The organism is Streptomyces sp. NPDC056160 (assembly GCF_042268205.1).
Lineage (GTDB): Bacteria > Actinomycetota > Actinomycetes > Streptomycetales > Streptomycetaceae > Streptomyces.
The window spans coordinates 39,341-65,556 of record NZ_JBHJUW010000039.1; the positions used below are offsets into that span (position 1 = coordinate 39,341).

Below are 26,216 nucleotides of genomic sequence, written 5' to 3' on the forward strand. Positions count from 1 at the left end.
CGGAGAGGGAACGGAGTTGTCCACAGAGGTGGATTTCTCCACAGAACGTCAGGCCTCACTGGTTCGCGACCCCGATGGCATGGGAGGCTCTGTTCATTGCGAGCCTGAAGTCGAGGAGAGTGAATCCTTGCGGTCCGACGCCAACATCGCGGGACCGATGACCGATCCGGTCCCCGGCCCCCGTACCGAGTCGATGGGGGAGAATGTTTCACGTGAAACACCGCCCCCGATGGACGACACTCCCATCGGTCGCGCTGCCCAACTGGCGGTCGAGGCGCTAGGCCGCGCCGGAGAGGGCCTGCCGCGCCCCGATCAGACGCGTGTCATCGTGGTCGCCAACCAGAAGGGCGGCGTCGGGAAGACGACGACGACCGTCAACCTCGCTGCTTCGCTGGCTCTGCACGGCGGCCGGGTTCTGGTGATCGACCTCGATCCGCAGGGAAACGCCTCCACCGCGCTGGGCATCGATCACCACGCCGAGGTGCCGTCCATCTACGACGTGCTCGTGGAGAGCAAGCCTCTGGCAGAGGTGGTCCAGCCCGTTCCTGATGTCGAAGGCCTCTTCTGCGCCCCCGCCACGATCGATCTCGCCGGTGCGGAGATCGAGCTGGTGTCCTTGGTGGCCCGGGAGAGCCGTCTGGAACGGGCGATCCAGGCCTACGAGCAGCCGCTGGACTACATCCTCATCGACTGCCCTCCCTCGCTCGGCCTGCTGACGGTCAATGCCCTGGTCGCCGGTCAGGAGGTGCTCATCCCGATCCAGTGCGAGTACTACGCGCTGGAGGGCCTCGGGCAGCTGCTGCGCAACGTCGACCTGGTGCGGGGCCACCTGAACCCCACGCTGCACGTGTCGACCATCCTGCTCACCATGTACGACGGCCGGACGCGTCTCGCGTCCCAGGTCGCGGACGAGGTGCGCAGCCACTTCGGTGACGAGGTGCTGCGGACGAGCATCCCTCGATCCGTCCGTATCTCGGAGGCCCCCAGCTACGGGCAGACGGTGCTGACCTACGATCCAGGATCGAGCGGTGCCCTCTCCTACCTTGAGGCGGCACGAGAAATCGCATTGAAGGGTGTCGGCGTCAGCTATGACGCCACGCACGCCCACATCGGTGCACAGAGCGACCCGAGCATGGTGGAGGGGATCCAGTGAGCGAGCGACGGAGGCCTGGGCTGGGTCGGGGTCTCGGAGCCTTGATCCCGGCCGCTCCGACGGAGAGGACCCCTGTGCCAGGCCCGGCGGGAAGCCCCGGCCCGGTCCTGACGTCCGACCGTGGAGTGGCCGCGGCGAAGGTGGCCATGTTGCCACCGCCACCGATGGGCGCCCATTTCGCGGAAATCCCGCTGGACTTCATCACGCCGAACCCGCGGCAGCCGCGTGAGGTCTTCGACGACGAGGCGCTGGCCGAGTTGGTCACCTCCATCAAGGAGGTCGGGCTGCTCCAGCCGGTGGTCGTCCGGCAGACCGGCGCCGAGCGCTACGAGCTGATCATGGGCGAGCGGCGTTGGCGGGCCTGTCGCAAGGCAGGGCTCGACGCCATCCCGGCGATCGTGCGGGCCACGGACGACGAGAAGCTCCTGCTGGACGCCCTGCTGGAGAACCTCCACCGGGCCCAGCTCAACCCGCTGGAAGAGGCAGCCGCCTACGACCAGCTGCTGAGGGACTTCAACTGCACCCATGACCAGCTGGCGGACCGTATCGGCCGTTCTCGCCCGCAGGTCTCCAACACCCTGCGGTTGCTGAAGCTGTCGCCGGCGGTGCAGCGACGGGTCGCTGCCGGAGTGCTGTCCGCCGGGCATGCGCGGGCGCTGCTCTCGGTCGAGGACTCCGAGGAGCAGGACCGGCTCGCCCACCGGATCGTGGCCGAGGGACTCTCGGTGCGGGCCGTCGAGGAGATCGTGACGCTCATGGGGTCGCGGCCGCAGTCGTCGCCGCGCTCCAAGGGTCCCCGTGCCGGAGCCAGGCTCTCTCCCGCCCTGTCCGACCTCGCGACGCGCCTGTCCGACCGCTTCGAGACTCGGGTCAAGGTCGACCTGGGGCAGAAGAAGGGCAAGATCACCGTCGAGTTCGCCTCCATGGACGACCTGGAGCGCATTCTCGGCACGTTGGCTCCCGGCGAGGGCCGGGTGCTGCAGAAGGGCCTGCTGGAGGGCGACTCGGCTGAGGACGAGACCGACGCCTGAGCCCGGGGGGAGCGGCCACAGGCTTCCCTGCGACGGGCCGTGCACCGGAGGATCACCGGTTCACGGCCCGCCTTTGCTTGTACTCGGTGTCCCCGGAATCACATCGTGGATACGATGCGTTCGGGTATGCATCCATCCGACGGCACGTCCGTGAGGGACGGCCGCTCGTGACGCTGCGGGCGAAGGAAGCGAGGATCAGCCTTCATGGGCCGTAGGCTCCTGCCGCTCACGCTGGACAATCTCCATGATCTTCCTCGGCGCTGCCGCGCGTGCGTCTTCTGGGAGCTGGACCCGGTCAGCGGCGAGGCCGCGGTGCGAGCGGGCACACCCGCTGTGGAGAAGGAGGCGTGGATCTCCGCCGTCCTGCTGGACTGGGGCTCGTGCGGTCGCGTCGCCTACGTCGACGACGTGCCGGTGGGCTTCGTGCTCTACGCTCCCCCCGCCTACGTGCCCCGCTCTACGGCGTTCCCGACGAGCCCGGTCTCGCCGGACGCGGTGCAACTGATGACAGGGTTCGTGATGCCCGGCTACCAAGGGCAGGGGCTGGGCCGTGTGCTGGTGCAGACGGTCGCCAAAGACCTGTTGCGCCGTGGCTTCAAGGCGATCGAGGCCTTCGGGGACGCCCGCTGGAAGGAGCCTGCCTGCGTGCTCCCGGCGGACCACCTGCTGGCGGTCGGCTTCAAGACGGTCCGCCCCCACCCCGCGCACCCCCGGCTCCGTCTGGAGCTGCGATCGACCCTCTCCTGGAAGGAAGACGTGGAGATGGCGCTCGACCGGCTGCTCGGAGCGGTGCAGAAGGAACCCGTGCTCCGCCCGCTGTGAGCCCACGGCACACCGAAGGGGCCGGCCCTGGCGGGCCGGCCCTGGCGGGCCGGCCCCTTCGTGTTTCACGTGAAACATCGTGCCGCCGTTTCCCGGCGGCACGCGTCAGTCGGCGATGAAGTCCTCGAGGTCGCGGACGATCGCGGCCTTCGGCTTCGCGCCGACGATGGTCTTGGCGACCTCGCCGTTCTGGTAGACGTTCAGCGTCGGGATCGACATGACGCCGTACTTGGCGGCCGTGCCTGGGTTCTCGTCGATGTTGAGCTTGACGATCTCGATCTTGTCGCCGTACTCGGCGGCGATGGCCTCGAGAGACGGGGCGATCTGGCGGCAGGGACCGCACCAGGCAGCCCAGAAGTCCACCAGGACGGGCTTGTCGCTCTTCAGGACGTCCTGCTCGAAGGAGGAGTCGGTCACTTGCTTCAGGGTGCCGGCCACGGCGGGCTCCTTAGTCTTCTTCGTTTTGGTGCGGTGGGGCGGTCGGGGGTCAGACAGTGGTCTTCTCGGGCTCGGCCTGCTGCTCGTTGTCCGCGAGAGCGGCGAGGAAACGCTCGGCGTCGAGAGCGGCGGAGCAGCCGGTGCCGGCGGCGGTGATGGCCTGGCGATAGGTGTGGTCGACGACATCACCGGCACCGAAGACACCGGTCAGGTTGGTGCGCGTGGAGGGCGACTCGACCTTCAGGTAGCCCTCCCCGTCCAGGTCGAGCTGGCCCTTGAACAGCTCGGTCCGCGGGTCGTGGCCGATCGCGATGAACAGGCCCGTCACCGGCAGGTCCGAGAGTTCGCCGGTCTTGAGGTTACGCAGCTTCAGACCGGAGAGCTTCTGCTCGCCCTCGATCTCGGCCACCTCGCTGTCCCAGACGAACTTGATCTTCGGGTCGGCGAAGGCGCGCTCCTGCATCGCCTTGGAGGCGCGCAGGGTGTCGCGGCGGTGGACGATCGTCACGGACTTGGCGAACCGCGAGAGGAAGGTGGCCTCCTCCATCGCGGTGTCACCGCCACCGATCACGGCGATGTCCTGGTCCTTGAAGAAGAAGCCGTCACACGTGGCACACCACGAGACGCCACGGCCGGAGAGCGCGTCCTCGTTCGGCAGGCCGAGCTTGCGGTGCTGGGAGCCGGTGGTGACGATGACCGCCTTGGCCCGGTGCACCGTGCCCGAGGTGTCCGTGACGGTCTTGATCTCACCGGCGAGGTCGACGGAGACGATGTCGTCCGGCACCAGCTCGGCGCCGAAGCGCTCGGCCTGGGCCCGCATGTTGTCCATGAGGTCGGGGCCCATGATGCCGTCGCGGAAGCCCGGGAAGTTCTCCACATCGGTGGTGTTCATCAGCGCACCGCCCGCGGTGACGGCGCCCTCGAACACCAGCGGCTTCAGCGACGCGCGCGCGGTGTAGAGGGCCGCCGTGTAGCCGGCGGGCCCGGAGCCGATGATGATCACGTTGCGGACGTCGCTCACGGCTTGATTCCTCGTCTCTGGACTGTGTCCTACGGCCGGGGGAGCTTCTCTCGGTGCTCTCACCCCACCCAACGGATCCTAAGGGGCGTGCATTCCCGGTGTCCCCGGGCACACGGAGGTGTCATGGAGCTGGGGAGCCGCACGGCACCGGGCCGTGCCGGCCGCTCTGGGGGAGGCCTGCTCAGGAACGCGTGTAGGGGTGGGACAGCAGCACCCTGGCCGCGGCGGAAGGGTCGTGGACGCAAGAGGCCTCCACGACGTAGGCGGTGACCTGGGAGCCGGCGTCCGAGGGGTCGGACAGTACGACGAGGTAGGCGTCCTTGCCGTTGTAGGTGCCCGGCTGGGCGGCGAGGGGGGCGCCGGCGTTGTGGATGCCCTGGCGGACACAGGAGGGGACCGAGACGGTGGGGTCGCTCTTCAGGGTGTTCGGCCGGCCGGTCCCGGTGCCCGTCCCTGTGTCCGCGCCGGTGTCGGTGTTCGCGCCGAAGCTGTGCGGGGCGCGAGCCGTCCCCTGGGTGCGTGGTGTCTTGTCGAGGAGATCGGTGACCTGGCTCTCCAGGCTCGTCTCGGAGAAGGCCTGTGCGGACGTACTCGGTCGGCCGTGAGCCGCGGCGCTGGATCCCTCGCTGTCGGGCTGGGAGGTCAGGACCACAGTGGCCACACCCAGCGCGACGACGGTGCAGGCGGCGCCCAGGACGGCGAGCCCACGACGTACACGGCGTGGCCGGGGCTTGCGGCCGGGGCCCGTGCGGGAGGCGCGGACGTTGCCTGCCGGACGGCCCGCGGCCGCTGTTTCACGTGAAACATGGTCGCTGTCGCTGTCGCTGTCGCTGTCGCTGTCGCCCGTTCCCCGCTCCTCGTCCGTTTCGTCGGCCGGGGCGGCGAGGAGGGCGAGGGCGGGCTCCGCGGCGAGAGCGGCGTCGATACGGTCCGCGATGTCGCTCGGCATCTCCTGCGGGACCGGAAGCGTGCCGAGCAGGCTCCGGATCTCCTCCAGCGAGGACTGGACCTCGGCACAGGATGCGCACGCGTCCAGGTGCCGGCGCAGATCCTCGGACCTCGGGGGAGTGAGCAGCCCTTCGGTGAGGTCGGAGATCTCCGAGACGTCCGGGTGCCCGGCCATGTCCGTCGTGGAAGTCACGCTCGCCCACCTCCGCCCTTCACAGCAGCTGAATCGCCTGGTTCCGCGCTCCGCGCATCCCCATCGGGAGGACCCGCTGCCGGTGGGACGGACGCCCGCTGCGTCCGGTTCCGTCCGGTCCCGGGCTCCTTGCCGTCCCCCGAGCCGTCGGGCCGGAGGTGGGTGAGCAGCGGCAGGAGTCTGGCTCTGCCCCTGGCACACCGGCTCTTCACCGTCCCCACCGGCACATCGAGGATGCGAGCGGCCTCGGCGACCGGGTAACCCTGCATGTCCACGAGCACCAAGGCGGCCCGCTGGTCGGCCGGGAGCGTCCCCAGCGCCTCGACGAGCTGGCGCTGCACGTCGTTCCTCTCGGCGGGAGCGGAGGCCGACTCGTGCGGCTCCAGCAGGTGCTCCAGACGCTCGGTGTCGTCCACCGGAGAGGTCTTGCGCGAGGCCGCCTTGCGGACCCGGTCGAGACAGGCGTTCACCGTGATGCGGTGCAGCCAGGTGGTGACGGCCGACTGCCCCCGGAAGGTGTGGGCGGCGCGGTAGGCGGAGACCAGGGCGTCCTGCACGGCGTCGGCGGCCTCCTCGCGGTCGCCCAGCGTGCGCAGGGCGACCGCCCAGAGGCGGTCGCGGTGACGTCGTACGAGTTCACCGAAGGCGTTCCGGTCGCCCTCCACATGGCGGGCCAGGAGGTCTTGGTCGCTCACGTCGCGGTAGGCGCTGTCGTCCGCCATGGGCCCCCTCCCCCTGGTCGTGTTCAGCCCGTGAACTTGAGGTCCGTCACGGCCTGCTTGAACCCGGGGTCGCTGTACGCGTCGCCCGGAGCGGGCGGCAGCGCGGTGAACCACACCAGCACGTACCGGCTCTTCACCGGCTTGGTCACCTTCACCCGTGCCGTGTTCCCGGAGGTCGTGTCGGAGCCCAGCTTCTTCATCGAGCTGATCGGGACCGCGGAGCTGGTCGAGTCGGTCGCGTACAGCGAGACGGTCGTGTGATCGCCGCTGAACAGGAGGCCTATCGAGGCGGAGGAGACCTCCTGCGCCGAACCGAGGTCGTAGACGATGCCGACGCCGGGTTTGAAGGCCGGGTTCATGTCCGGCCCGTCTTTGTAGCTCGCGGTGCGCCAGTAGGTCGTGTTGTCCCCGTCGTACGTCTTGCCGACATCACCGGGATGCTGGGCGTCGCCCTTGGCGACGTACTCCTGGGCACCGTAGATCTTGAGCGGCTTGACCGGCTTCGGCTGGTTGTCCTTCTTGTCGTTTCCATCCTGTGTCTGGGTCTGGCTGTCCTTGGTGGACTTGCCGTCCCGGTCCATCAGGGCGTCCGCGAGCTGCCAACTGCCCAGACCCAGAGCGGCGATGAGCAGCGCCGAGACGGCCCACTTCAGCGCCTTTCCGGTCCGGCTCTGCAGCGGGGGCGGCGGGGCGTGCACCGGCTGGGTGACACCGGGGTGCGGGGCCGGACGGCCGTACGTGCCCTGCTGGTACGACGTCCCCTGGTACTCGGGCGGCGCGGTGAACGCGGGCTCCGGCGGGCGGATCCGCGGCATCTCGCCGATCGCCTTCACCAGCTCCTCCGGCGTGGTGCACGGGGACTCGTGGCGCGAGGCGGTGGCGCCGTCGTTGGCGAGCGCGCGCATGGCCAGCTCGGACAGACCGCGGTGGACGCCGGCCCGTACCTGGTCCGGCGGGATGAGACCGATGTCCTTGGGCAGGCCGGACAGGCCGTATGCGTCGTTCTCGTACGGCCAGCGCTGGGTGAGCGCCGCGTACAGCAGCGCTCCGATCGCCTCGGTGTCGGTGCGCTGCGGGGTCTCGGAGGTGATGCCGCGCAGCGCGGCGTTCACGGCGAGGCCACGGATGCGCCACTGGCCGGTGGAGGTACGCAGCACGGCGTTCGGGTTCAGGCGCAGATGGGCCAGGCCCTCACGGTGCGCGACGGCCATCGCGGAGGCGACCTGGCTGACCAACTGGTAGGCACCGTGGGGTTCCAGTGGCCCGGCGGCAAGCAGGGTGGTGAGTTCGGTGGCATCGGGCAGCCACTCGTGGACGACGTAGACGAGGTCGTTCTCCTCGACGGCGTCGAGGACCTGGACGAAGCGCGGGTCGCCGAGGAGCGCCGAGGAACGTGCCGCGGCCAGGACCGAGCGGGCGCGGGAGTGGTCGGCGGGCAGGAGGTGCACACCGACGGCCCGGCGGAGCTTCTCGTCCACCGCACGCCAGCTGCTGAATCCGTCCAGACGGGTGACGCACTCCTCGAGGCGGTAGCGTCTGGCCAGCTTGTGGCCGCTGTGCAGTTCGGGTGGTGAGGCCTTCTTCCCGGGACGTTCGGTCCCGCCGCTCCCCTGCGCCTCGTCGTTGTCCGTGTCCCGCTCCCGGTTCTGGGCCACCCCGTCGGCCGTGGCCTGGTCCGCCTCCGCGGTCAGCGGCTCGTCACCGCTGTTGTCTGCCACGTCGACGGCAGCCGTGCTCCGTTCCGCCACCGTCGCTCCTGCCTCCCCATCCATTGCGCGCTGTCCGACGCCGAAACCAATTGTGCCCACAGTCCGGCGCTATGCACGACACACGACGGCGGACGATGGTTGTGCGCCTACCCCCGCCTCAGCGTCCCAGCCGTCCGCGGACCATGCCCACGAGCGAGTTGAGCTCCTCGATCCGCATGCGGCGGGCGGCGACGAAGAAGATGCCGAGCAGCAGGGCGCCGCCCGCCACCAGCGCGGCGAACGAGCCGACGACGCCCTGGCCGAGGGCGTGGCCGATCTCGTAGCAGGCCGCGCCGCTGACGAGTGCCGCCGGCACCGCGGCGATGCACAGCCGCGCGTAGGTCCGCAGGACACGGGAGCCGTCGAGGTCGCCGTCGAGCCGCTTGCGCAGCCGGCTCCAGGCGACGCCCACACCGATGGCGTAGGCGAGGCCGTACGCCGCGGACATGCCGATCACGGACCAGCGGGCCGGGAGCAGGAAGTAACACAGTGCGGAGGTGCCCGCGTTGACCGCGGCCACGATGACCGTGTTGTAGAAGGGCGTCCGGGTGTCCTCGTAGGCGTAGAAGGCGCGCAGGACGACGTACTGGACGGAGTACGGGATGAGGCCCAGGGCGAAGGCCATGAGCATGTAGCCCATGTTGGTGGCCTCCGCGGTGCCCGAGGAGCCGAAGATCAGCGTGCACATCGGGATGCCGAGCGAGACGAAGCCGAAGGCGATCGGCACGATCGCGACCGCCGTGGTGCGCAGGCCCTGCGAGATGTCGTCGCGGACGGCACCGGTGTCGTTCTCGTGCGCCGAGCGGGAGATCCGGGGCAGCAGGGCGGCCATCAGGGAGACGGTGATGATGGCCTGCGGCAGGCCCCAGATCAGCTGGGCGTTGGCGTAGGCGGCGTAGCCGGTGCCCTGGACCGGCGAGCTCTTGCCCGCAGCGGTGGACAGCCGGGTCACGACGACGTTGCCGGCCTGATTGGCGAGCACGAACAGCAGCGTCCACTTGGCCAGGGTCGCGGCCTTGCCGAGCCCGTGTCCCCGCCAGTCGAAACGCAGCCGCAGCCGGAAGCCTGTCTCACGGAGGTAAGGGATCATGGCCAGGGCCTGGACGGCCAGACCGAGCAGGATGCCCACCCCGAGGAGCCGCTGGCCCTCCGGCGGGATGCTCGCGACGCCCATCCCGGAGTGGGCGGCGGTGCCGTACACCCAGATGAACGTGCCGAGCGTCACGATGATGACGATGTTGTTCAGGACGGGCGTCCACATCATCGCGCCGAACTTCCCGCGCGCGTTGAGGACCTGCCCCATCACCACGTGGATGCCCATGAAGAAGATCGAGGGCACGAAGTAGCGGGCGAAGGTGATGCCGACCTGGTTGGCCGCCGGATCGCCCGCCACCGACGGGGACAGCAGGCGGATCAGGAGGGGCGCGGCGACGACCGCGACGACGGTGAGGGCGCCCAGCGCGACCATGACCAGTGTCAGCAGCCGGTTGGCGTAGGCCTCGCCGTTGTCGTCGTCATCCTTCATCGCCCGGACGAGCTGCGGCACGAAGACAGAGTTGAGGCCGCCGCCGACGGTCAGGACGTAGATCATCGTCGGCAGCTGGTAAGCGATCTGGAAGGTGTCGCCGAGCAGGCCGACGCCGAGTGCGGAGACGATCATCGCGGAGCGGATGAAGCCCGTGAGCCGGGAGACCATGGTGCCGGCCGCCATCACGGCGCTCGACTTCAGCAGGCCCGACGCCTTTCCGCCCTTCTTCGCCGCGGGAGCGGGCGCGGGTGCGTCGGCGGGTGCCTCGGCGACGGTCCGGGCAGCGCCCGGAGCCGGAGCGTACGGACCCGTCGGGCCCTGGCCGGCGGCCGGGGCCGGGGCGGGGCCCGGCACGGAGGGCGGGTCGATGGGCGGATACCCGCCCATGTCCTGTGGGAGCTGGTAGCCCTGCTGGCCGGACGGCTGGTAGCCCTGCTGACCGGACGGCTGGTAGCCCTGCTGGTCGGAGGCCTGATAGCTGTGCTGGTCGGGGGCCTGGTAGCCCTGCTGGTCCACGGGCGGATAGCCCTGCTGGCCCTGGTAGGCGGGCTGCCCCGGCGCCTGGTAGCCGTTCTGGCGGGGGTCGTAGCCGTACGGTCCGGGGTCCTGGTAGTTCTGGTGGGCGGCCTGCCGGGGGTCCTGGGAGTAGCCGCCCTGCTGCTGGTCCCGGAAGAGGTGGGCGAAGGCGTCCGGCTCGTGCTGCTCCTCGCCGGAGTGGGTGACGAGGTCGTCCACGCCGACGAACTGGGTGGTGCGGGGATCCTCGCCGTACGGCAGGTACTGGGTGGTGGCCGACGGCTCGGGCGGTGGGGTCTGGGCCCAGATCTGAGGGTCGGGCGCGTAGGGCGAGGGCGGCGGGCTGCCGTACAGCGGCTGCTGCGGCTCGTACGTGCCCGGGGGTGGGGGCGGGTGCGCGGCACGGTCGTACAGCGCCTCGCCGACCGGGTCCTGCGCCGTGAGGTCCTGCGCCCGGTACGGGTCCTCGGCGTAGGCGTCCTGGAGGTACATGTCCGCCGGAGGCTGCTGGGGCACCTGGCCGTGCTCGGGCGGCGGGGCGCCGGGGTGGCCCGAGCTGCCCGCGGCCCGGCCGCGGTCACCGTCGTACGGCGCGTTCATGGTTACCCCACCTCATCGTCCCGGGCCCTCCGGGCCACGACATCCTCAACGGTCCACTTTCTCACCCGTGCCGGACGGGTCGGCGCTTTCGGATGCGGTGTCCGGTGCCGGGTCACTCGGCTGCTCCCGGTCCTGTGCGGGGGGCCGGGGGCCCGACTCCTGTGTGAGACGTGCGGCGGGGCCTGGGGGGTTCTCCGGACCGGAGGCCCCGGTGGCGTCCGCCGCGTCGTCGGTCGCCGCGGCGGGTCCCTGAGCGTCCCGTGAGCCCCGTCTGTTCTCGGGGTCCTCGGGGTGCTGCGCTTCGTCGGGGTCGTCGGAGGCATCGGGGCCGTCAGGGTCCTTGGCGTCCTCGGCGTCCTGCGTGTCCGAGGGGTCCTGCTTCTCCTCCCGGGCCGCGGCGCGCTTGCGCTGGGTGTACATGCGGAAACCGGCGAGGACGAGCAACAGGACGCCGCCGCCGATGACGAGCATGACGGTGGCGGTGACCTCGGTGACCTTCACGTCGAAGGTGACGGGTGCGCCGTACTCCTGGCCGTCCTGCGTGTACAGCTGGGCGATCACCGTCACCGGGCCGTTGGCGTTGGCCGACGTGGTGAACTTCACGGACTGGCTGTGCCCGCCGGAGACGGCGATCGGCTGCTCCGCGTAGGCCTTGCCGCCGATCTTCAGGCGGGTGGGGTTGGTCGAGGTGAGCCGCAGCACCAGGTGGTCGACGCCCTGCACCAGGTTGTTCTGCACGGTCACGGGGATCGTCGCGCTGTGACCGGAGAGCTTGGTCTCCGACTTGTCGATCAGTCTGACCTCTCCGGAGAGATCGTCGAGGTAGCCCCTCACCTCGTCCCGGAAGCTTTCCGCCGCGCTCCCGCGGCCACGCCAGGACGTGGACATCTCCCGGTTCAGGGCGCGACCGAAGGGTGTGACGACCCGGGAGGCGTAGGTGAGGACGACCTGGAAGTTGTCGACCTTGTCCTGCGTCGTGGCGATCTCGGCGAAGGCCGGCCGCCGCAGCTCCTGCCGGCGCAGCGAGGACGGGTAGTCCGATGTCGAGGGGACCTTCGTCGTGGCCCCGGGGTCCGGCTTGGCCTTGGCGGCCGCGGCCAGGTCCTGGGCCTGGGACCAGGTGCCCTGCTGGAGGGCGAGCAGTGCCTGCGCCATGGCTTGGGCCTGGCTGGTGCTGGGCATGCGCTGCGGGGCGACGACGATGCTGCGCTGCTTGCTCGTCTGGCCGTTGAGTTCGAGGCTCTGGGCGAGGAAGCGCTGCACGGCGAGCGTGCTGGCACCGGCTTGCGACAGGTCGCCCTCGAACGCGGTCGACAGGCGGGCGTCGGCGACGACAGCGGTGGTTCCGCCGCCGATCGGCCGGGCGGCGGAGGGGGTGTAGGTCAGGTTGTCCGGTTCCTCGAGGCTGTCGCTGCGCGCGATGACCTTGTCGGCCCCGGCGGAGGTGGCGACCCTGACGATCGACGGGTCGACGGCACCGTTCACCGGCCAGGCGAAGTCCGTGGCCGGTTTCACGTGGAGCACCGTCTCCACCGTGCTGGCGGCGACGTCCGTGGCGTCCTTGAGCTGGCTCAGGGAGCCGGAGACGCTGGTGCCCCGGTGGGCGAGTGAGGCCAGGTCGGGGTCGGCGAACGGCAGCGCGACGACCTCCTTGCCCGCGACCGCTTGCTGCAGCTCGGCGAGCCACTGCTTGGCCACCGCCTGGTGGGTTCCGGCGACCGGGGTGGCGGAGGCGTCCGTACGCACCTGGTAGTTGCGGGTCATGGCGTCGACGGACGCCAGCAGGTCCGGGTCGATCACCCAGGTGACGTCGAGGTCCTTGCCCAGGGCGAGCATCCGCTCCAGTCGGCCGCCGGGGGCCAGGTCCTTGGCGAGGTCGTCGTTGAGGAAGACCGGCGTCTGCAGTTCGCCGGGTCCTGTCTCCGCCGTCATGTGGACGGTGGAGACGAGGGGCCACAGGAAGGTCGTCCTCGTCTTCGTGTCCGCCTCGGAGGGCTGCCACGGCAGGAACGTGTGCTGGATGCCCAGTACCTGCTCCCACTGCTGGGCGGAGGTCTGACCCGACAGGGAGACGGAGAACTCGTAGACGCCGTCGGCGCCGAGATTCAGCTTGGCGGCCGGGACGGAGATGCTGAAGTGCTGGGCCACACCCGGCGCCAGCGTGGCGAACTTCTGCGTGTACTTGCCGCCGAGTTCCGCGCCGTCGGCACCGAACTCGAAGTCGGTGCGCTGCGCGACGGCGTCGATCTCGGAGCGGGTGTCCAGGTGCGGCCCCACTCGCAGTCCGACGTGGGCGCCGGTGACCGGCTGCCTGCCCTTGTTCGTCACGGTGCCCGAGACGGTCACGGTGTCCCCTTCGGAGGGGACGCTGGGGGTGAGGGCGTCGAGGGACACCGCCACCGTGCGCGAGCCGGAGACCGCCCTGGGGGCCTCGGGGACGGCGGCGTGCGCGGCCGGGGCGGCGGAGAGCTGCAGCAGCCCGGCGAGCAGGGGCGCTGCGGCGAGCAGTGCCCCTGCCCGCCGCAGCCAGCGGCGGGCAGGTGAGGGACTGGTCCCCAGGAAGTCTGCCGCCTCGGCCACGCGCTCGCCCGTCCCTCGTCGTCAGTGGTCGTCGGAATGTGCGTCCACGCATGGTAACGAGGTGCGCGGAGCGGAAGTGCCGCGGAGGAGGCCACAAGATCGGCGAGAAACGGGGGTGCGCCCTGGATATGCGCGTATCCACGGATGCTGTTCATTACGTCACGATGGGGTGGACTTGAGAGGGTGAACAGCGGGCCGCGCCCCCGCGGCAATCCGGACGACACGGCGGGGCCGCCTGGACACGTACCCTCTTCTGTTGTGCCGAACGCCAACGATGACACTCCCCCTGCCCTGAGCCAGGTGCAGCAGCGCGCGGTCAGCGAGCTGCTGCGGGTGGCCCCTGTCGCCGACGACCTCGCACGCCGTTTCCAGGAGGCCGGGTTCGCGCTCGCCCTGGTCGGCGGCTCCGTCCGGGACGCGCTGCTCGGCCGGCTCGGCAACGACCTGGACTTCACGACCGATGCGCGTCCCGAGGACGTACTGAAGATCGTGCGGCCGTGGGCGGACGCCGTGTGGGAGGTCGGGATCGCCTTCGGCACGGTGGGCGTGCAGAAGGACGGCTACCAGATCGAGGTGACGACCTACCGGTCGGAGGCGTACGACCGCACCTCGCGCAAGCCGGAGGTGTCGTACGGCGACACCATCGAGGAGGATCTCGTCCGGCGCGACTTCACGGTGAACGCGATGGCCGTGGCACTGCCGGAGAAGAGGTTCGTCGACCCGCACGGCGGTCTCGACGACCTCGCGGCACGGGTGCTGCGTACGCCGGGCACGCCGGAGGAGTCCTTCTCCGACGACCCGCTGCGCATGATGCGGGCCGCGCGTTTCGCCGCCCAGCTCGACTTCGAGGTCGATCCCGAGGTCGTCAGGGCGATGACGGAGATGGCCGGGCGCATCGAGATCGTCTCCGCCGAGCGGGTGCGGGACGAGCTGAACAAGCTGATCCTGTCCGCGTACCCGCGCAAGGGCCTGACGCTGCTCGTGGACACCGGTCTCGCCGCGCGGGTGCTGCCAGAGCTGCCCGCGCTGCGTCTGGAGCGGGACGAGCACCACCGGCACAAGGACGTCTACGACCACACGCTGATCGTGCTGGAGCAGGCGATCGCCCTGGAGGAGACGGGGCCCGACCTCACCCTGCGGCTGGCCGCGCTGCTGCACGACATCGGCAAGCCGCGTACGCGCCGCTTCGAGGAGGACGGCCGGGTCTCCTTCCACCACCACGAGGTGGTCGGCGCGAAGATGACCAAGAAGCGCATGACCGCTCTGAAGTACTCCAACGAGTTGGTGAAGGACGTCTCGCGCCTGGTCGAGCTGCATCTGCGCTTCCACGGTTACGGCACCGGCGAGTGGACGGACTCGGCGGTCCGCCGCTACGTGCGCGACGCCGGCCCGCTCCTCGACCGGCTCCACAAGCTGACCCGCTCCGACTGCACCACCCGGAACAAGCGCAAGGCGGTCGCGCTGTCCCGCGCGTACGACGGGCTGGAGGAGCGCATCGCCCAGCTCCAGGAGCAGGAGGAGCTGGACGCCATCCGTCCGGACCTGGACGGCAACCAGATCATGGAGATCCTGGGCGTCGCACCCGGACCGGCCGTCGGCCGTGCCTACCAGCATCTGCTGGAGCTGCGCCTGGAGAACGGCCCGATGGAGCACGACGCGGCCGTGGCGGCCCTCAAGGAGTGGTGGTCCCAGCAGGACTGAGGCCAAGCGCCGAAGACATGTGAAGGGCCGGTGTTTCACGTGAAACACCGGCCCTTCGCCCTGCACCGAACCCACCTGAGCCGATCGGAGCCCTACTTGGCGTCCTTCAGGCACAGCACCACGTCGTGACCGCCGCCGGACTGGACGTAGGAGATCGTCGCGTCCGTGACGGGCTTGCACTTGTCCTCATCGGTGGAACCGTCGAACTTCTGGACCACCTTGTACTGCGCCTTGTCGGACGAGCAGTCGACCTCCTTGAGGTCGGCCTTGGTCATCGTGCCGTCGTTGTGCATGCACGAGCCCACCGATGTGGTCTCCGCGTCGTCGCGGCCCAGGAACCAGCCCAGTCCCAGGGCGCCGCCGAACTTCAGCAGGCCGAGGAGGACCACGACAACGACGCCGCCGATGACGCGCAGCACCTTCTTGCCGCCGCGCCTGGCCGGTGCGGGCGGCGGTACCGGAGCGCCCTGCTGCGGGAAGGGCGCATACGGCTGCTGCGGAGGGTACGGCTGCTGCGGAGGGTACGGCTGCTGAGGGACGCCGGGCTGGCCGGGCTGCTGCCCCAGGGGCGCGGTGGGGGCCTGGGCGTACGGATTCTGGCCCTGGGGTGGCGGCGGAGTGGTCACTTGGGGGTCCCCCTAGAACATAGGCGCGATGACGCGAACATGGCGTCGAAATAAGACGCACGTAAGCTACAGGGCCCCGCTGACATTCCCTGTACCTCTCGAAGGCTCTGTGGCTTTGATGTGACACTTACCGGTGTTCGAACCGGGTCATAACCACAGCAACCGCTCCGTAGATCACGGCAATCGTGATCACCAGGGGCGCCGATCGCCCGTCCGGCGGCAGCATCACGGCGGCGACGGCCGCCGCGCCCACGAACGCGACGTTGAACAGCACGTCGTAAACGGAAAAGATCCGGCCGCGGAAGCCGTCCTCGACGCAGGACTGCACGACCGTGTCCGTGGCGATCTTCGCGCCCTGGGTGGTGAGACCGAGCACGAAGGCCGCGAGCAGCAGCGGGCCGGTGGCGAACGGCAGGCCGAGAGCGGGTTCGAGTACCGCGGCCGAGCCTGCGCACACGGCGATCCAGTGGGCGGGGCCGCCGAGCGCCCCGGCTGCCCACGGGGTCAGGACCGCCGCGGCGAAGAATCCGGCGCCGGACGCGCCGAGCGCCAGACCGAGCAGGCGCAGCCCGGTGTCCGGAGCCGACGTCAGGCCGTAGCGGCAGAGCATCAGCACCATGACCGTCAGCGCGCCGTAGCAGAACCGCATCAGCGTCATCGCGCCCAGCGCCCGGGCGGCGGCCCGGCGCGACGGCGTGCCGAGGTGGCGCACACCGGCCATCAGGTCCCGCACGGTGCCGGTCAGCGCGGCGCCCAGCCGGGGCCGGGCCGTCCTTCGGTCGGGGCCGAGCAGGTCAGGGGCCATGAGCAGGGAGACGAGGGCGGCACACAGGTAGAGGGCGGCGCCCAGCAGCACCACGGCGGCGTCGGAGTCGGCCCCGGCCAGGCGCAGGGCGAAGGCGAGGCCGCCGCCTCCGAACGCGGCGAGGGAGCCCGCGGTCGGCGACAGCGAGTTGGCCACCACCAGCCGCGCGGCGTCGACCACCCGCGGCAGCGCGGCGGACAGGCCGGCGAGGACGAAACGGTTCACGGCGGTGACACACAGCGCGGAGGCGTAGAACAGCCAGTCCGCGGCGCCCGCCGCCATCAGCACGGCGGTCGCGGCGGCCAGCACCGCCCGGGCGAGATTGCCGTGGAGGAAGACCTGCCGGCGCCGCCAGCGGTCCAGGAGGACACCGGCGAACGGGCCGACCAGGGAGTAGGGCAGCAGCAGCACCGCCATGGCGGAGGCGACCGCCGCGGCCGAGGCCTGGTGCTCGGGTGAGAAGACGACGTAGGCGGCGAGCGCGACCTGGTAGACCCCGTCGGCACCCTGGGAGAGCAGCCGTACGGCGAGCAGCCGTCTGAAGCCCCGCAGGCGCAGCAGGACGCGCAGGTCACGGACGACGGCCATGGGGCACAGCCTCACATACGGGAGGGTCCCCGGGGCGATCGCCTCGGGGACCCTCTCAGCCCTGGCAGGAGCGTTCTGCGGGAGGTCAGCGCTCGACGTCGCCGCGGATGAACTTCTCGACGTTCTCCCGGGCCTCGTCGTCGAAGTACTGGACCGGCGGGGACTTCATGAAGTACGAGGACGCCGACAGGATCGGGCCGCCGATGCCGCGGTCCTTGGCGATCTTCGCGGCGCGCAGGGCGTCGATGATGATGCCTGCCGAGTTCGGGGAGTCCCAGACCTCGAGCTTGTACTCAAGGTTCAGCGGGACCTCGCCGAAGGCGCGGCCCTCGAGGCGGACGTAGGCCCACTTGCGGTCGTCCAGCCAGGCCACGTAGTCGGACGGGCCGATGTGGACGTTCTTCTCGCCGAGGTCCCGGTCGGGGATCTGGGAGGTGACGGCCTGGGTCTTGGAGATCTTCTTGGACTCCAGGCGGTCGCGCTCGAGCATGTTCTTGAAGTCCATGTTGCCGCCGACGTTCAGCTGCATCGTGCGCTCCAGGCGCACGCCACGGTCCTCGAACAGCTTCGCCATGACGCGGTGCGTGATGGTGGCGCCGACCTGCGACTTGATGTCGTCACCGACGATCGGGACGCCCGCCTCGGTGAACTTGTCCGCCCACTCCTTGGTGCCGGCGATGAAGACCGGGAGGGCGTTGACGAAGGCGACCTTGGCGTCGATGGCGCACTGGGCGTAGAACTTCGCCGCGTCCTCGGAGCCGACGGGCAGGTAGCAGACGAGGACGTCGACCTGCTTGTCCTTGAGGACCTGGACGATGTCGACCGGCTCCTCGGCCGACTCCTCGATGGTCTGGCGGTAGTACTTGCCGAGGCCGTCGAGGGTGTGGCCGCGCTGCACCGTCACACCGGTGGAGGGGACGTCGCAGATCTTGATGGTGTTGTTCTCGGAGGCGCCGATGGCGTCCGCGAGGTCCAGGCCGACCTTCTTCGCGTCGACGTCGAAGGCGGCGACGAACTCGACGTCACGCACGTGGTAGTCGCCGAACTGCACGTGCATGAGGCCGGGGACCTTGGTCGCCGGGTCGGCGTCCTTGTAGTACTCGACGCCCTGCACCAGCGATGCGGCGCAGTTGCCCACACCGACGATGGCTACGCGAACCGAACCCATTCCGGTTGCTCCCTGTGTGTACTCGGTGAAGCCCCGACGGGACCTCACGTGGCGGTGTCGCCGGGCGTATCCGGCCGGGTGGAATCCCCGGTCCGGGGCAGGCCGCCCGTCGCTCCATTGGTGGTGTCCTGCTGAGCGGGCCCCCCGGCGGACCCCTTGAGGTCCCGTCCGGCCCGCTCACTCTCGATGAGCTCGTTCAGCCAGCGCACTTCGCGCTCCACGGACTCCATCCCGTGGCGCTGGAGCTCGAGGGTGTAGTCGTCGAGGCGCTCCCTGGTGCGCGTGAGGGAGGCGCGCATCTTCTCCAGACGCTCCTCCAGCCGGCTTCGGCGGCCCTCCAGCACGCGCATGCGTACATCCCGCGAGGTCTGTCCGAAGAAGGCGAAGCGCGCGGCGAAGTGCTCGTCGTCGTACGCGTCGGGGCCGGTCTGGGAGAGCAGCTCCTCGAAGTGCTCCTTACCTTCCGCCGTCAGCCGGTAGACGATTTTGGCGCGGCGCCCGGTGAGCGGGGCGGCGAGGGCGTCCTCGGTGGTGTTCCCCGGTTCCTCGGTCAACCAGCCGTTCGCGACCAGCGTCTTGAGGCAGGGATAGAGCGTCCCGTAGCTGAACGCACGGAACACACCCAGAGACGTATTGAGCCGTTTGCGCAGCTCATAGCCGTGCATCGGGGACTCGCGGAGCAGGCCGAGTACGGCGAACTCAAGGATCCCGGAACGCCGGCCCATCGTCGCCTCCTTCCTGCCGCGACCCGGTGGCGGCGGATGCCGCACCGGGTGCCGTGACGGTCTTTATCTCAAGCTGATGTATCGACTCGATACATCCAGACGATAGAACGGCCCCGCGCATGCGACAAGAGGGGGCAGGGTGAACGGGATCACATCACCGTTTCGTTGGAGTCAAGTTGCCTGATTTGGGGTGAACTTCGGAGCCCGGGGGGTTTTGACGGTGCGTAGTCTGTCCGCCATGCACAACACCGGGAACCGAGTGACGCCTGGGGACGTCCTCGTCCCCGGTGCAGTACGGGTGAATGCGCGACCGACCACATCCGTACTTCGGGGGGACCGGAAACCAGCCGCTGTTTCCAGGCGCGCACGGGCGCGCCTGCCCGAGGAGTAAATCGTTCGATGAGCGAGCACCGTCGCAAACCGCCGCAGCCGCAGGGAGGCGGACGTGCCGCGGCCCGACGCGGCCAGTCCGGTTCGTCCTCCGGTCGCCGTGCGGCCCCGCGAGGCGCCACCGGGTCCTCTGCCGACTCCTACGAATCCGCCTCCGGGTCCACTTCCTACGGATCGGGTTCCTACGGTGCGGGTCAGGAGGAGCGCCCCTACGGGGGCCGCGCCGAGGCCCGGCGGGCGGCGCAGAGGGGCGGCGGCCGGCGCAGAGGGGGCGACTCGGGCGGCCCCGCGGGGCCCGGACGCGGCCGCGGGCGGACGGCTCCGCCCGCCAAGAAGCGGTTCATCGACTACCCGCGCGCGGGCAAGTACGGCTGGCGGCGCTGGATGCCGTCCTGGAAGCTGATGACGGGGCTGTTCGTCGGCTTCGTCGGCAGCCTGGTGGCGGTCGCCGGCATCGGGTACGCGATGGTGGCCATCCCGAGCATCCAGAAGACCGCGACCGCCCAGAACAACGTGTACTACTGGGCCGACGGCAGTGAGATGGTGCGGACCGGCGGTGAGATCAACCGTCAGATCCTGAACTACTCGGACATCCCGAAGGACATGCGCTACGCGGTCATCTCGCAGGAGAACAAGACCTTCGAGACGGACAGCGGCATCGACCCCAAGGGCATCGCGCGCGCCGTGTTCAACATGGCCCGCGGCGGTCAGACCCAGGGTGGGTCCACCATCACCCAGCAGTACGTCAAGAACGCGATGCTGAACGACCAGTCGCAGACCGTCTCCCGCAAGTTCAAGGAGATCTTCGTCTCGATCAAGGTCGGTGCGAAGCTCCACAAGGAAGACATCATGGCGGGGTACCTCAACTCCTCCTACTACGGCCGCGGGGCCTACGGTCTCCAGGCGGCTTCGCGGGCGTACTTCAACAAGGACGCCAAGGACCTGGATGCCGGGGAGTGCGCCTTCCTGGCGGCGGTGCTCAAGGGCGCCACGTACTACGACCCGGCCGGTTCGACGGCGATCGACCCGACGGCCACCGCCGAGGCCAACACCAAGCGCGTCACGCGCCAGATGCAGGACACGCTCGACAAGATGGTGGAGTACGGGCACCTCAGCGCCACGGAGCGGAACAAGTTCAGGTCGCTGCCCAAGTGGCAGAACCCGCGGTCCAACACCCGGCTGAGCGGCCAGGTCGGCTATCTCGTCGACCTGGCCAAGTCCTACGTCGTCCACAACACCGACATCACGGCGGACAAGCTGCAGCAGGGCGGCTACCAGATCCACACGACCTTCGAGAAGGACAAGGTCGAGAAGCTCAAGACCGCGGTGGAGAAGGTCCAGAAGGCCAACATCAAGCCCAAGCAGCGCCCCAAGACCGACACGCACGTGCAGTTCGGCGGCGCCTCGGTGGACACCAAGACGGGTGCCATCAAGGCGATCTACGGCGGTGTGGACTGGACCAAGCACTTCACCGACAACGCGGACGCCACCGGTGCCCAGGTGGGCTCGACCTTCAAGCCGTTCGTCCTGGCGGCGGCCATGCGCGACGGTGTCCGTGACCCGCACGGGGGCGAGACGCAGGGGCCGGACGAACGCACCCTGGTCTCTCCCAAGAGCCGGTTCAGCGGCAAGAACAAGCTCAAGATCAAGAACTACGACGGGAGCGTCTGGAAGAACGAGCAGGGCGAGGAGTGGCTCCAGACCAATGACGGCAACGACTCCCTCGGCACTCCGCCCAAGTACATGATCGACCTGCGCGAGGCGATGCGGGAGTCGGTGAACTCCGCCTACGTCCAGCTCGGCATGGACGTAGGCCTGGACAAGGTCGAGAAGGCGGCGCTGGACGCGGGCCTGAAGAAGGACAGCCTGGCCGGCACCACGTTCCCGTCCTTCTCCATCGGCATCTCGGACCCCAGTGCCATCCGGATGGCGGGCGCGTACGCCACCTTCGCCACCAGTGGGAAGCAGAACGAGCCGTTCTCCGTCTCCGAGGTCAAGAACCAGGACGGAACGGTCTACGAGCACAAGAACACGCCCAAGCAGGCCTTCGAGGCCAACGTGGCGGACAACGTCACCGACGTCCTGAAGACCGTGGTCGAGAAGGGCACGGGTTCCAACGCCAAGCTGCCCGGGCGCGAGGTGGCCGGCAAGACCGGTACGACAGACGGCAACAAGTCCGCCTGGTTCGTGGGGTACACCCCGCAGCTGTCCACCGCGATCGGCATGTTCCGGCTGGACGACAACGAGAAGAACAAGTCGCGCACGTTCCTGGAGATGTACGGGACCGGTGGCCAGAAGCAGATCCACGGTGCCTCGTTCCCGTCCGAGATCTGGCACGACTACATGATGGAGGCCCTCCAGGGCCAGCCGGCGGAGAAGTTCCCGACGCCCCAGCCCATCGGTGAGATCGTCAACGCCGCGCCCAGCATCACGCCCACCCCGTCGGCCACCGAGACCCAGCAGAACAGCCCGACGCCGTCGATCACGCCCAGCCAGACGCAGGAGAGCCCGCCCCCGCCCCCGCCCTCGCCCTCGCAGACGCACTGCGGCCTCTTCGGCTGCGACGCCAACGGGGGACAGAACGGCGGCAACGGTGCAAACGGCGGCAACGGTGGCAACGGCGGCAACGGAGGCAATGGAGCCAACGGCGGCAACGGGGCCAACGGCGGCGACAATGGTGCTGGTGGCTGGGGTCAGTCGGACGGAGGCGCCGGCGGCTCCTCCCCCACCCCCACGAAGTCGTCGTGGTGGCAGTAGGAACAGTGCCCCTGGTCAAGGGCAGCTCCTTGCCGAGGAGGCAATGAGTTGGGGCGCCGCCCCGCCGGACCGTTTCACGTGAAACATGGGCCGCCGCATCCCCTGGGTGCGGCGGCCCACGGCGTATTCCCAGTCGCGTACGGCAGGATGTGCGGCATGTCCAGTGCTGAATCGACGCAAGCGAGCGCGCAGGCGCCCGGCCCGGTCCGGCCGACCGAGGAGGACGAGGTCGCCGCGGCCGGCAGCGAGCTGATCGGCGGCCCCGTCGGGCGGCACGCCCTCCTCGGGACGTCCTGGTGGACCCCGGTGCGGGTGGTCGCCCTCGTCGCGATCGGTGTGTTCGCCCTCGGCCTGGTCCAGAAGGCACCCTGCTACCACAGCGCCTGGTTCTTCGGCGCCAGCTCCCAGTACACGAAGGCCTGCTACTCGGACATCCCGCACCTCTACCAGGGGCGTGGTTTCGCCGACGGCCTCGTGCCCTACTTCGACAAGCTCACCGGCGACATGCCCTACCTGGAGTACCCGGTGTTGACCGGCGTCTTCATGGAGGTGGCCTCCTGGCTGACCCCCCACAGCGGCAGCATGCAGCACCAGGAGCGGTGGTACTGGATGGTCAACGCCGGCATGCTCATGGTGTGCGCGGCCGTCATCGCCGTCTGCGTGGTCCGCACCCACGCCCGGCGGCCGTGGGACGGGCTGCTGGTCGCCCTCGCACCAGCCCTGGCGCTGACCGCCACGATCAACTGGGACCTGCTGGCGGTCGCGCTGACGGCGGCGGCCATGCTGATGTGGTCGCGGCGGCGTCCTTTCGCCTTCGGAATCCTGCTCGGGCTCGCGACCGCCGCCAAGCTCTACCCGGTGCTGCTGCTCGGTCCGCTGTTCGTCCTGTGCTGGCGGGCCGGCAGGTGGTACGAGTACCGCAAGGCCCTGGGCGGCGCCGTCCTCGCCTGGCTCGTCGTCAACCTGCCGGTGCTGGCCTTCGCCGGTGACGGCTGGTGGCAGTTCTACAACTTCAGCCATGACCGGGGCGTCGACTTCGGGTCCTTCTGGCTGATCTGGGCCCAGAACTCGACCGACCCGCCCAGCACGGACTTCGTGAACACCGTGGCCACCCTGCTGGTGCTGCTGTGCTCCCTGGGTATCGCGGCACTGACGCTCATGGCCCCCCGCCGGCCGCGCTTCGCCCAGCTCGCCTTCCTGATGGTGGCGGTGTTCATCCTCACCAACAAGGTCTACTCGCCCCAGTACGTGCTGTGGCTGATCCCGCTGGCCGTGCTGGCGCGCCCCAAGTGGCGCGACTTCCTGGTCTGGCAGGCCTGCGAGGTGGCGTACTTCCTCGGCATCTGGCTGTACCTCGCCTATACGACCAGCGGAGACGCCCACAAGGGCCTGCCGACCGACGGCTACCACTGGGCGATCGTCGTCCACCTGGCGGGAACCCTGTACCTGTGCGCGGTCGTCGTGCGCGACATCCTCATGCCGGACCACGACGTGGTGCGCCGGGCCGGGGACGACGATCCGTCGGGCGGGGTGCTCGACGGTGCCGAGGACGTCTTCGTCCTGGGTACCGCCGCCCGGCCGGCGCGCCAGGCGGCGCACATCGAGGACGCCCCGGCCGAGTGGGGCGGCCCCCCGGAGGCCGTCCCCGAAGACCGTTCGCTCTGAGCGAACCGGACCGGTCGCGTCATACGAGAGGCCGTACCCGACGACTGCCGGGTACGGCCTCTCGCACGACCGCAGAGGGGGTCAGCGGTCCACGATCCGGTCGAACTGCGTGGTGGTGTGCCGCAGATGGGCCACGAGTTCGTCGCCGACCTTCGGCTCCGGCGCGTCCGACGGCACGAACAGGATCGAGACCTGCATGTGCGGCGGCTCGGCGAACCAGCGCTGCTTGGCGCCCCAGACGAACGGGGAGAGGTTCCGGTTCACGGTGGCGAGGCCCGCCCGTGCGACGCCCTTGGCGCGCGGCATGACGCCGTGCAGCGCCTTGGGAGCCTCCAGGCCCACGCCGTGCGACGTACCGCCCGCCACGACCACCAGGAAGCCGTCGGAGGCCGCCTTCTGCTGCCGGTAGCCGAAGCGGTCGCCCTTGGCCACGCGCGTGACGTCCAGGACCGCGCCGCGGTACTCGGTGGCCTCGTGGTCGCCCAGCCACAGCCGCGTGCCGATACGGGCGCGGAAGCGGGTCTGCGGGAACTGCTGCTGCAGCCGGGCGAGTTCCTCGGCCTTGAGGTGGCTGACGAACATGGTGTGCAGCGGAAGCCGGGCCGCACGCAGCCGGTCCATCCAGCCGATGACCTCCTCGACGGCGTCCGAGCCGTCGGTGCGGTCCAGCGGGAGGTGGATGGCGAAGCCCTCCAGGCGGACGTTCTCGATGGCGGCGTGCAGCTGCGGCAGCTCCTGCTCGCTGACGCCGTGCCGCTTCATCGAGGACATCACCTCGATGACCACGCGGGCCCCGACGAGGCCGTACACGCCGTCGATGGAGGACACCGAGCGGATCACCCGGTCGGGCAGGGGCACCGGCTCCTCGCCGCGCCGGTAGGGCGTCAGCACCAGCAGGTCGCCGCCGAACCAGTCCTTGATCCGGGCGGCCTCGTACGTCGTGCCGACGGCGAGGACGTCGGAGCCCAGCCTGGTGGCCTCCTCCGCGAGCCGCTCGTGCCCGAAGCCGTAGCCGTTGCCCTTGCAGACCGGGACCAGCCCGGGGAACTGCTCCTGCACGTGCTTGTGATGCGCCCGCCAGCGCGCGGTGTCGACGTAGAGCGTGAGCGCCATGGCCGGACCTGGAACCTTTCTCGTGGCTGCGGTGTGTCAGAGGTTGAAGACTGTCGACGTCGTCGAACGAGGAACGCGCGGTCAGCGCCGCGACATGTAGATGTCGAGCGCCTTGTGGAGCAGCTTGTTCAGCGGGAAGTCCCACTCGCCGAGGTACTCGGCGGCCTGGCCGCCGGTGCCGACCTTGAACTGGATCAGGCCGAAGAGGTGGTCGGTCTCGTCCAGCGAGTCCGAGATGCCGCGCAGGTCGTAGACCGTGGCACCGAGCGCGTAGGCGTCGCGCAGCATCCGCCACTGCATCGCGTTCGAGGGCCGGACCTCGCGGCCGATGTTGTCCGAGGCGCCGTAGGAGTACCAGACGTGCCCGCCGACGATCAGCATCGTCGCGGCCGCCAGGTTCACGCCGTTGTGCCGGGCGAAGTACAGCCGCATGCGGTTGGGGTCCTCGGAGTTGAGGGTCGTCCACATGCGCTGGAAGTACGACAGCGGCCGGGGCCGGAAGTGGTCGCGCACGGCCGTGATCTCGTACAGCCGCTGCCACTCCTCAAGGTCGTGGTAGCCGCCCTGGACGACCTCGACGCCCGCCTTCTCGGCCTTCTTGATGTTGCGGCGCCACAGCTGGTTGAAGTTCTTGTGGACCTCTTCCAGGGACCGGTTGGCCAGCGGCACCTGGAAGACGTAACGCGGTTGCACGTCGCCGAAGCCGGCGCCGCCGTCCTCGCCCTGCTGCCAGCCCATGCGGCGCAGCTTGTCGGAGACCTCGAAGGCGCGCGGCTCGATGAAGTCGGCCTCCAGGTCGCGCAGACGCTTCACGTCCGTGTCCTGGATGCCCTTCTTGATGGTCTCGGAGTTCCAGCGCCGGATGACCACCGGCGGACCCATCTTCACCGAGAAGGCGCCCTGACGCTTCAGGTGCGCCAGCATCGGCTGGATCCAGTCGTCGAGATTGGGCGCGAACCAGTTGATGACCGGGCCTTCGGGCAGGTATGCGAGGTAGCGCTTGATCTTGGGCAGCTGGCGGTACAGGACGAGCCCGGCGCCGACCATCTCGCCCGTACGGTCGTCGAACCAGCCGAGGCTCTCCGAGCGCCATTCCGCCTTGACGTCTGCCCAGGCCGGGACCTGCATGTGACTCGCCGCCGGCAGGCTCTGGATGTAGGCCAGATGCTGCTCTCGACTGATGGTCCTCAGGGTCAGGCTCATTCGGGGCGCTCCTCGGGCTGGCGTGTCCCCATGGGTTCAGGGGCTCCGGCTCTCGCGCCGAAGCCTACTGCGCCAAGGGAGCGCGCAGACTGGCCGCACACCACCTTCGCACCGGCCTGTCGCCCGGCGCGGGTACGGCATACGGCGTCCGGGCGGCGTCCGCCGGGTACGGCGG

At 69.7% G+C, this 26,216-nt stretch carries 19 protein-coding genes; 6 read left to right on the forward strand and 13 right to left on the reverse strand.

Annotation, left to right across the window (positions count from 1 at the left end):
- Positions 1–79: 79 nt before the first annotated feature.
- The 3 genes from ACFC02_RS16920 to ACFC02_RS16930 all read left to right on the forward strand — a co-directional run bounded on the left by ACFC02_RS16920 (position 80) and on the right by ACFC02_RS16930 (position 3,006).
- Positions 80–1,153, forward strand: coding sequence for a ParA family protein (locus ACFC02_RS16920; RefSeq protein WP_360966841.1), 1,074 nt, complete (start codon positions 80–82; stop codon positions 1,151–1,153).
- Positions 1,150–2,184 carry a ParB/RepB/Spo0J family partition protein gene (locus ACFC02_RS16925; RefSeq protein ID WP_376357232.1) on the forward strand — a complete coding sequence of 345 codons (1,035 nt, stop codon included), beginning with the start codon at positions 1,150–1,152 and terminating at the stop codon, positions 2,182–2,184. The genes ACFC02_RS16920 and ACFC02_RS16925 overlap by 4 nt, the downstream gene beginning before the upstream one ends.
- 204 nt (positions 2,185–2,388) lie before the next feature.
- Positions 2,389–3,006 (forward strand): GNAT family N-acetyltransferase, encoded by a 618-nt coding sequence (locus tag ACFC02_RS16930; protein ID WP_360966501.1) that lies wholly within the window; start codon positions 2,389–2,391, stop codon positions 3,004–3,006.
- A 105-nt stretch (positions 3,007–3,111) separates the two neighbouring features.
- Here ACFC02_RS16930 and trxA read toward each other — a convergent pair whose 3' ends face one another.
- The 7 genes from trxA to ACFC02_RS16965 all read right to left on the reverse strand — a co-directional run bounded on the left by trxA (position 3,112) and on the right by ACFC02_RS16965 (position 13,300).
- Positions 3,112–3,444: a thioredoxin gene (gene trxA, locus ACFC02_RS16935; RefSeq protein ID WP_360966504.1), complete on the reverse strand. Its 333-nt coding sequence runs from the start codon at positions 3,442–3,444 to the stop codon at positions 3,112–3,114.
- A gap of 49 nt (positions 3,445–3,493) precedes the next feature.
- Positions 3,494–4,465, reverse strand: coding sequence for a thioredoxin-disulfide reductase (gene trxB / locus ACFC02_RS16940; protein ID WP_376357235.1), 972 nt, complete (start codon positions 4,463–4,465; stop codon positions 3,494–3,496).
- Positions 4,466–4,646: 181 nt separating this feature from the next.
- A complete protein-coding gene (locus tag ACFC02_RS16945) occupies positions 4,647–5,606 on the reverse strand; it encodes an anti-sigma factor family protein (protein ID WP_376357237.1) in 960 nt (319 codons plus the stop codon).
- Positions 5,603–6,328, reverse strand: a complete 726-nt coding sequence (gene sigM, locus ACFC02_RS16950) for an RNA polymerase sigma factor SigM (protein ID WP_376357239.1) — start codon at positions 6,326–6,328, stop codon at positions 5,603–5,605. The genes ACFC02_RS16945 and sigM overlap by 4 nt, the downstream gene beginning before the upstream one ends.
- Before the next feature lie 23 nt (positions 6,329–6,351).
- Positions 6,352–8,076 (reverse strand): protein kinase family protein, encoded by a 1,725-nt coding sequence (locus ACFC02_RS16955; protein WP_376357241.1) that lies wholly within the window; start codon positions 8,074–8,076, stop codon positions 6,352–6,354.
- A 118-nt stretch (positions 8,077–8,194) separates the two neighbouring features.
- On the reverse strand, positions 8,195–10,720 hold the full coding sequence (murJ, locus tag ACFC02_RS16960) for a murein biosynthesis integral membrane protein MurJ (RefSeq protein ID WP_376357243.1): 2,526 nt from the start codon (positions 10,718–10,720) through the stop codon (positions 8,195–8,197).
- 45 nt (positions 10,721–10,765) lie between these two features.
- A complete protein-coding gene (locus ACFC02_RS16965; RefSeq protein ID WP_376357245.1) occupies positions 10,766–13,300 on the reverse strand; it encodes a DUF6049 family protein in 2,535 nt (844 codons plus the stop codon).
- A gap of 258 nt (positions 13,301–13,558) precedes the next feature.
- On the opposite strand from ACFC02_RS16965, the gene ACFC02_RS16970 reads away from it, so the two are divergent.
- Positions 13,559–15,001, forward strand: coding sequence for a CCA tRNA nucleotidyltransferase (locus ACFC02_RS16970; protein WP_376357247.1), 1,443 nt, complete (start codon positions 13,559–13,561; stop codon positions 14,999–15,001).
- 92 nt (positions 15,002–15,093) lie between these two features.
- Here ACFC02_RS16970 and ACFC02_RS16975 read toward each other — a convergent pair whose 3' ends face one another.
- The 4 genes from ACFC02_RS16975 to ACFC02_RS16990 all read right to left on the reverse strand — a co-directional run bounded on the left by ACFC02_RS16975 (position 15,094) and on the right by ACFC02_RS16990 (position 18,913).
- Positions 15,094–15,627, reverse strand: coding sequence for a hypothetical protein (locus tag ACFC02_RS16975; protein WP_376357249.1), 534 nt, complete (start codon positions 15,625–15,627; stop codon positions 15,094–15,096).
- 127 nt (positions 15,628–15,754) lie between these two features.
- The gene (locus ACFC02_RS16980) at positions 15,755–17,020 is read right to left on the reverse strand and encodes an MFS transporter (RefSeq protein WP_376357251.1); all 1,266 of its coding nucleotides are present in this window, start codon (positions 17,018–17,020) and stop codon (positions 15,755–15,757) included.
- Between the two features lie 85 nt (positions 17,021–17,105).
- The gene (locus ACFC02_RS16985; protein WP_376357253.1) at positions 17,106–18,188 is read right to left on the reverse strand and encodes an inositol-3-phosphate synthase; all 1,083 of its coding nucleotides are present in this window, start codon (positions 18,186–18,188) and stop codon (positions 17,106–17,108) included.
- Between the two features lie 44 nt (positions 18,189–18,232).
- Positions 18,233–18,913 (reverse strand): PadR family transcriptional regulator, encoded by a 681-nt coding sequence (locus ACFC02_RS16990; RefSeq protein WP_376357255.1) that lies wholly within the window; start codon positions 18,911–18,913, stop codon positions 18,233–18,235.
- A gap of 399 nt (positions 18,914–19,312) precedes the next feature.
- Between ACFC02_RS16990 and ACFC02_RS16995 the strand changes: the two genes are divergently transcribed.
- Both ACFC02_RS16995 and ACFC02_RS17000 read left to right on the forward strand, forming a co-directional pair.
- Positions 19,313–22,060, forward strand: a complete 2,748-nt coding sequence (locus tag ACFC02_RS16995) for a transglycosylase domain-containing protein (protein ID WP_376357257.1) — start codon at positions 19,313–19,315, stop codon at positions 22,058–22,060.
- Positions 22,061–22,216: 156 nt separating this feature from the next.
- Positions 22,217–23,725 (forward strand): glycosyltransferase family 87 protein, encoded by a 1,509-nt coding sequence (locus ACFC02_RS17000; protein ID WP_376357259.1) that lies wholly within the window; start codon positions 22,217–22,219, stop codon positions 23,723–23,725.
- An 81-nt stretch (positions 23,726–23,806) separates the two neighbouring features.
- Here ACFC02_RS17000 and ACFC02_RS17005 read toward each other — a convergent pair whose 3' ends face one another.
- Together ACFC02_RS17005 and ACFC02_RS17010 are read right to left on the reverse strand one after the other, a co-directional pair.
- Positions 23,807–24,838: an alanine racemase gene (locus tag ACFC02_RS17005; protein ID WP_360966543.1), complete on the reverse strand. Its 1,032-nt coding sequence runs from the start codon at positions 24,836–24,838 to the stop codon at positions 23,807–23,809.
- 81 nt (positions 24,839–24,919) lie between these two features.
- On the reverse strand, positions 24,920–26,041 hold the full coding sequence (locus tag ACFC02_RS17010; protein ID WP_376357262.1) for a lipid II:glycine glycyltransferase FemX: 1,122 nt from the start codon (positions 26,039–26,041) through the stop codon (positions 24,920–24,922).
- Between the last annotated feature and the right edge of the window lie 175 nt (positions 26,042–26,216).

Excerpts from the sequence above, each read along its gene's own strand:
- murJ (WP_376357243.1), bottom strand. The coding sequence starts at position 10,720 with ATGAACGCGCCGTACGACGGTGACCGCGGCCGGGCCGCGGGCAGCTCG.
- ACFC02_RS17010 (WP_376357262.1), bottom strand. The coding sequence starts at position 26,041 with ATGAGCCTGACCCTGAGGACCATCAGTCGAGAGCAGCATCTGGCCTAC.
- ACFC02_RS17000 (WP_376357259.1), top strand. The coding sequence starts at position 22,217 with ATGTCCAGTGCTGAATCGACGCAAGCGAGCGCGCAGGCGCCCGGCCCG.
- ACFC02_RS16980 (WP_376357251.1), bottom strand. The coding sequence starts at position 17,020 with ATGGCCGTCGTCCGTGACCTGCGCGTCCTGCTGCGCCTGCGGGGCTTC.
- ACFC02_RS16920 (WP_360966841.1), top strand. The coding sequence starts at position 80 with ATGGGAGGCTCTGTTCATTGCGAGCCTGAAGTCGAGGAGAGTGAATCC.
- ACFC02_RS16990 (WP_376357255.1), bottom strand. The coding sequence starts at position 18,913 with ATGGGCCGGCGTTCCGGGATCCTTGAGTTCGCCGTACTCGGCCTGCTC.
- ACFC02_RS17005 (WP_360966543.1), bottom strand. The coding sequence starts at position 24,838 with ATGGCGCTCACGCTCTACGTCGACACCGCGCGCTGGCGGGCGCATCAC.
- ACFC02_RS16995 (WP_376357257.1), top strand. The coding sequence starts at position 19,313 with ATGAGCGAGCACCGTCGCAAACCGCCGCAGCCGCAGGGAGGCGGACGT.
- sigM (WP_376357239.1), bottom strand. The coding sequence starts at position 6,328 with ATGGCGGACGACAGCGCCTACCGCGACGTGAGCGACCAAGACCTCCTG.
- ACFC02_RS16930 (WP_360966501.1), top strand. The coding sequence starts at position 2,389 with ATGGGCCGTAGGCTCCTGCCGCTCACGCTGGACAATCTCCATGATCTT.
- ACFC02_RS16985 (WP_376357253.1), bottom strand. The coding sequence starts at position 18,188 with ATGGGTTCGGTTCGCGTAGCCATCGTCGGTGTGGGCAACTGCGCCGCA.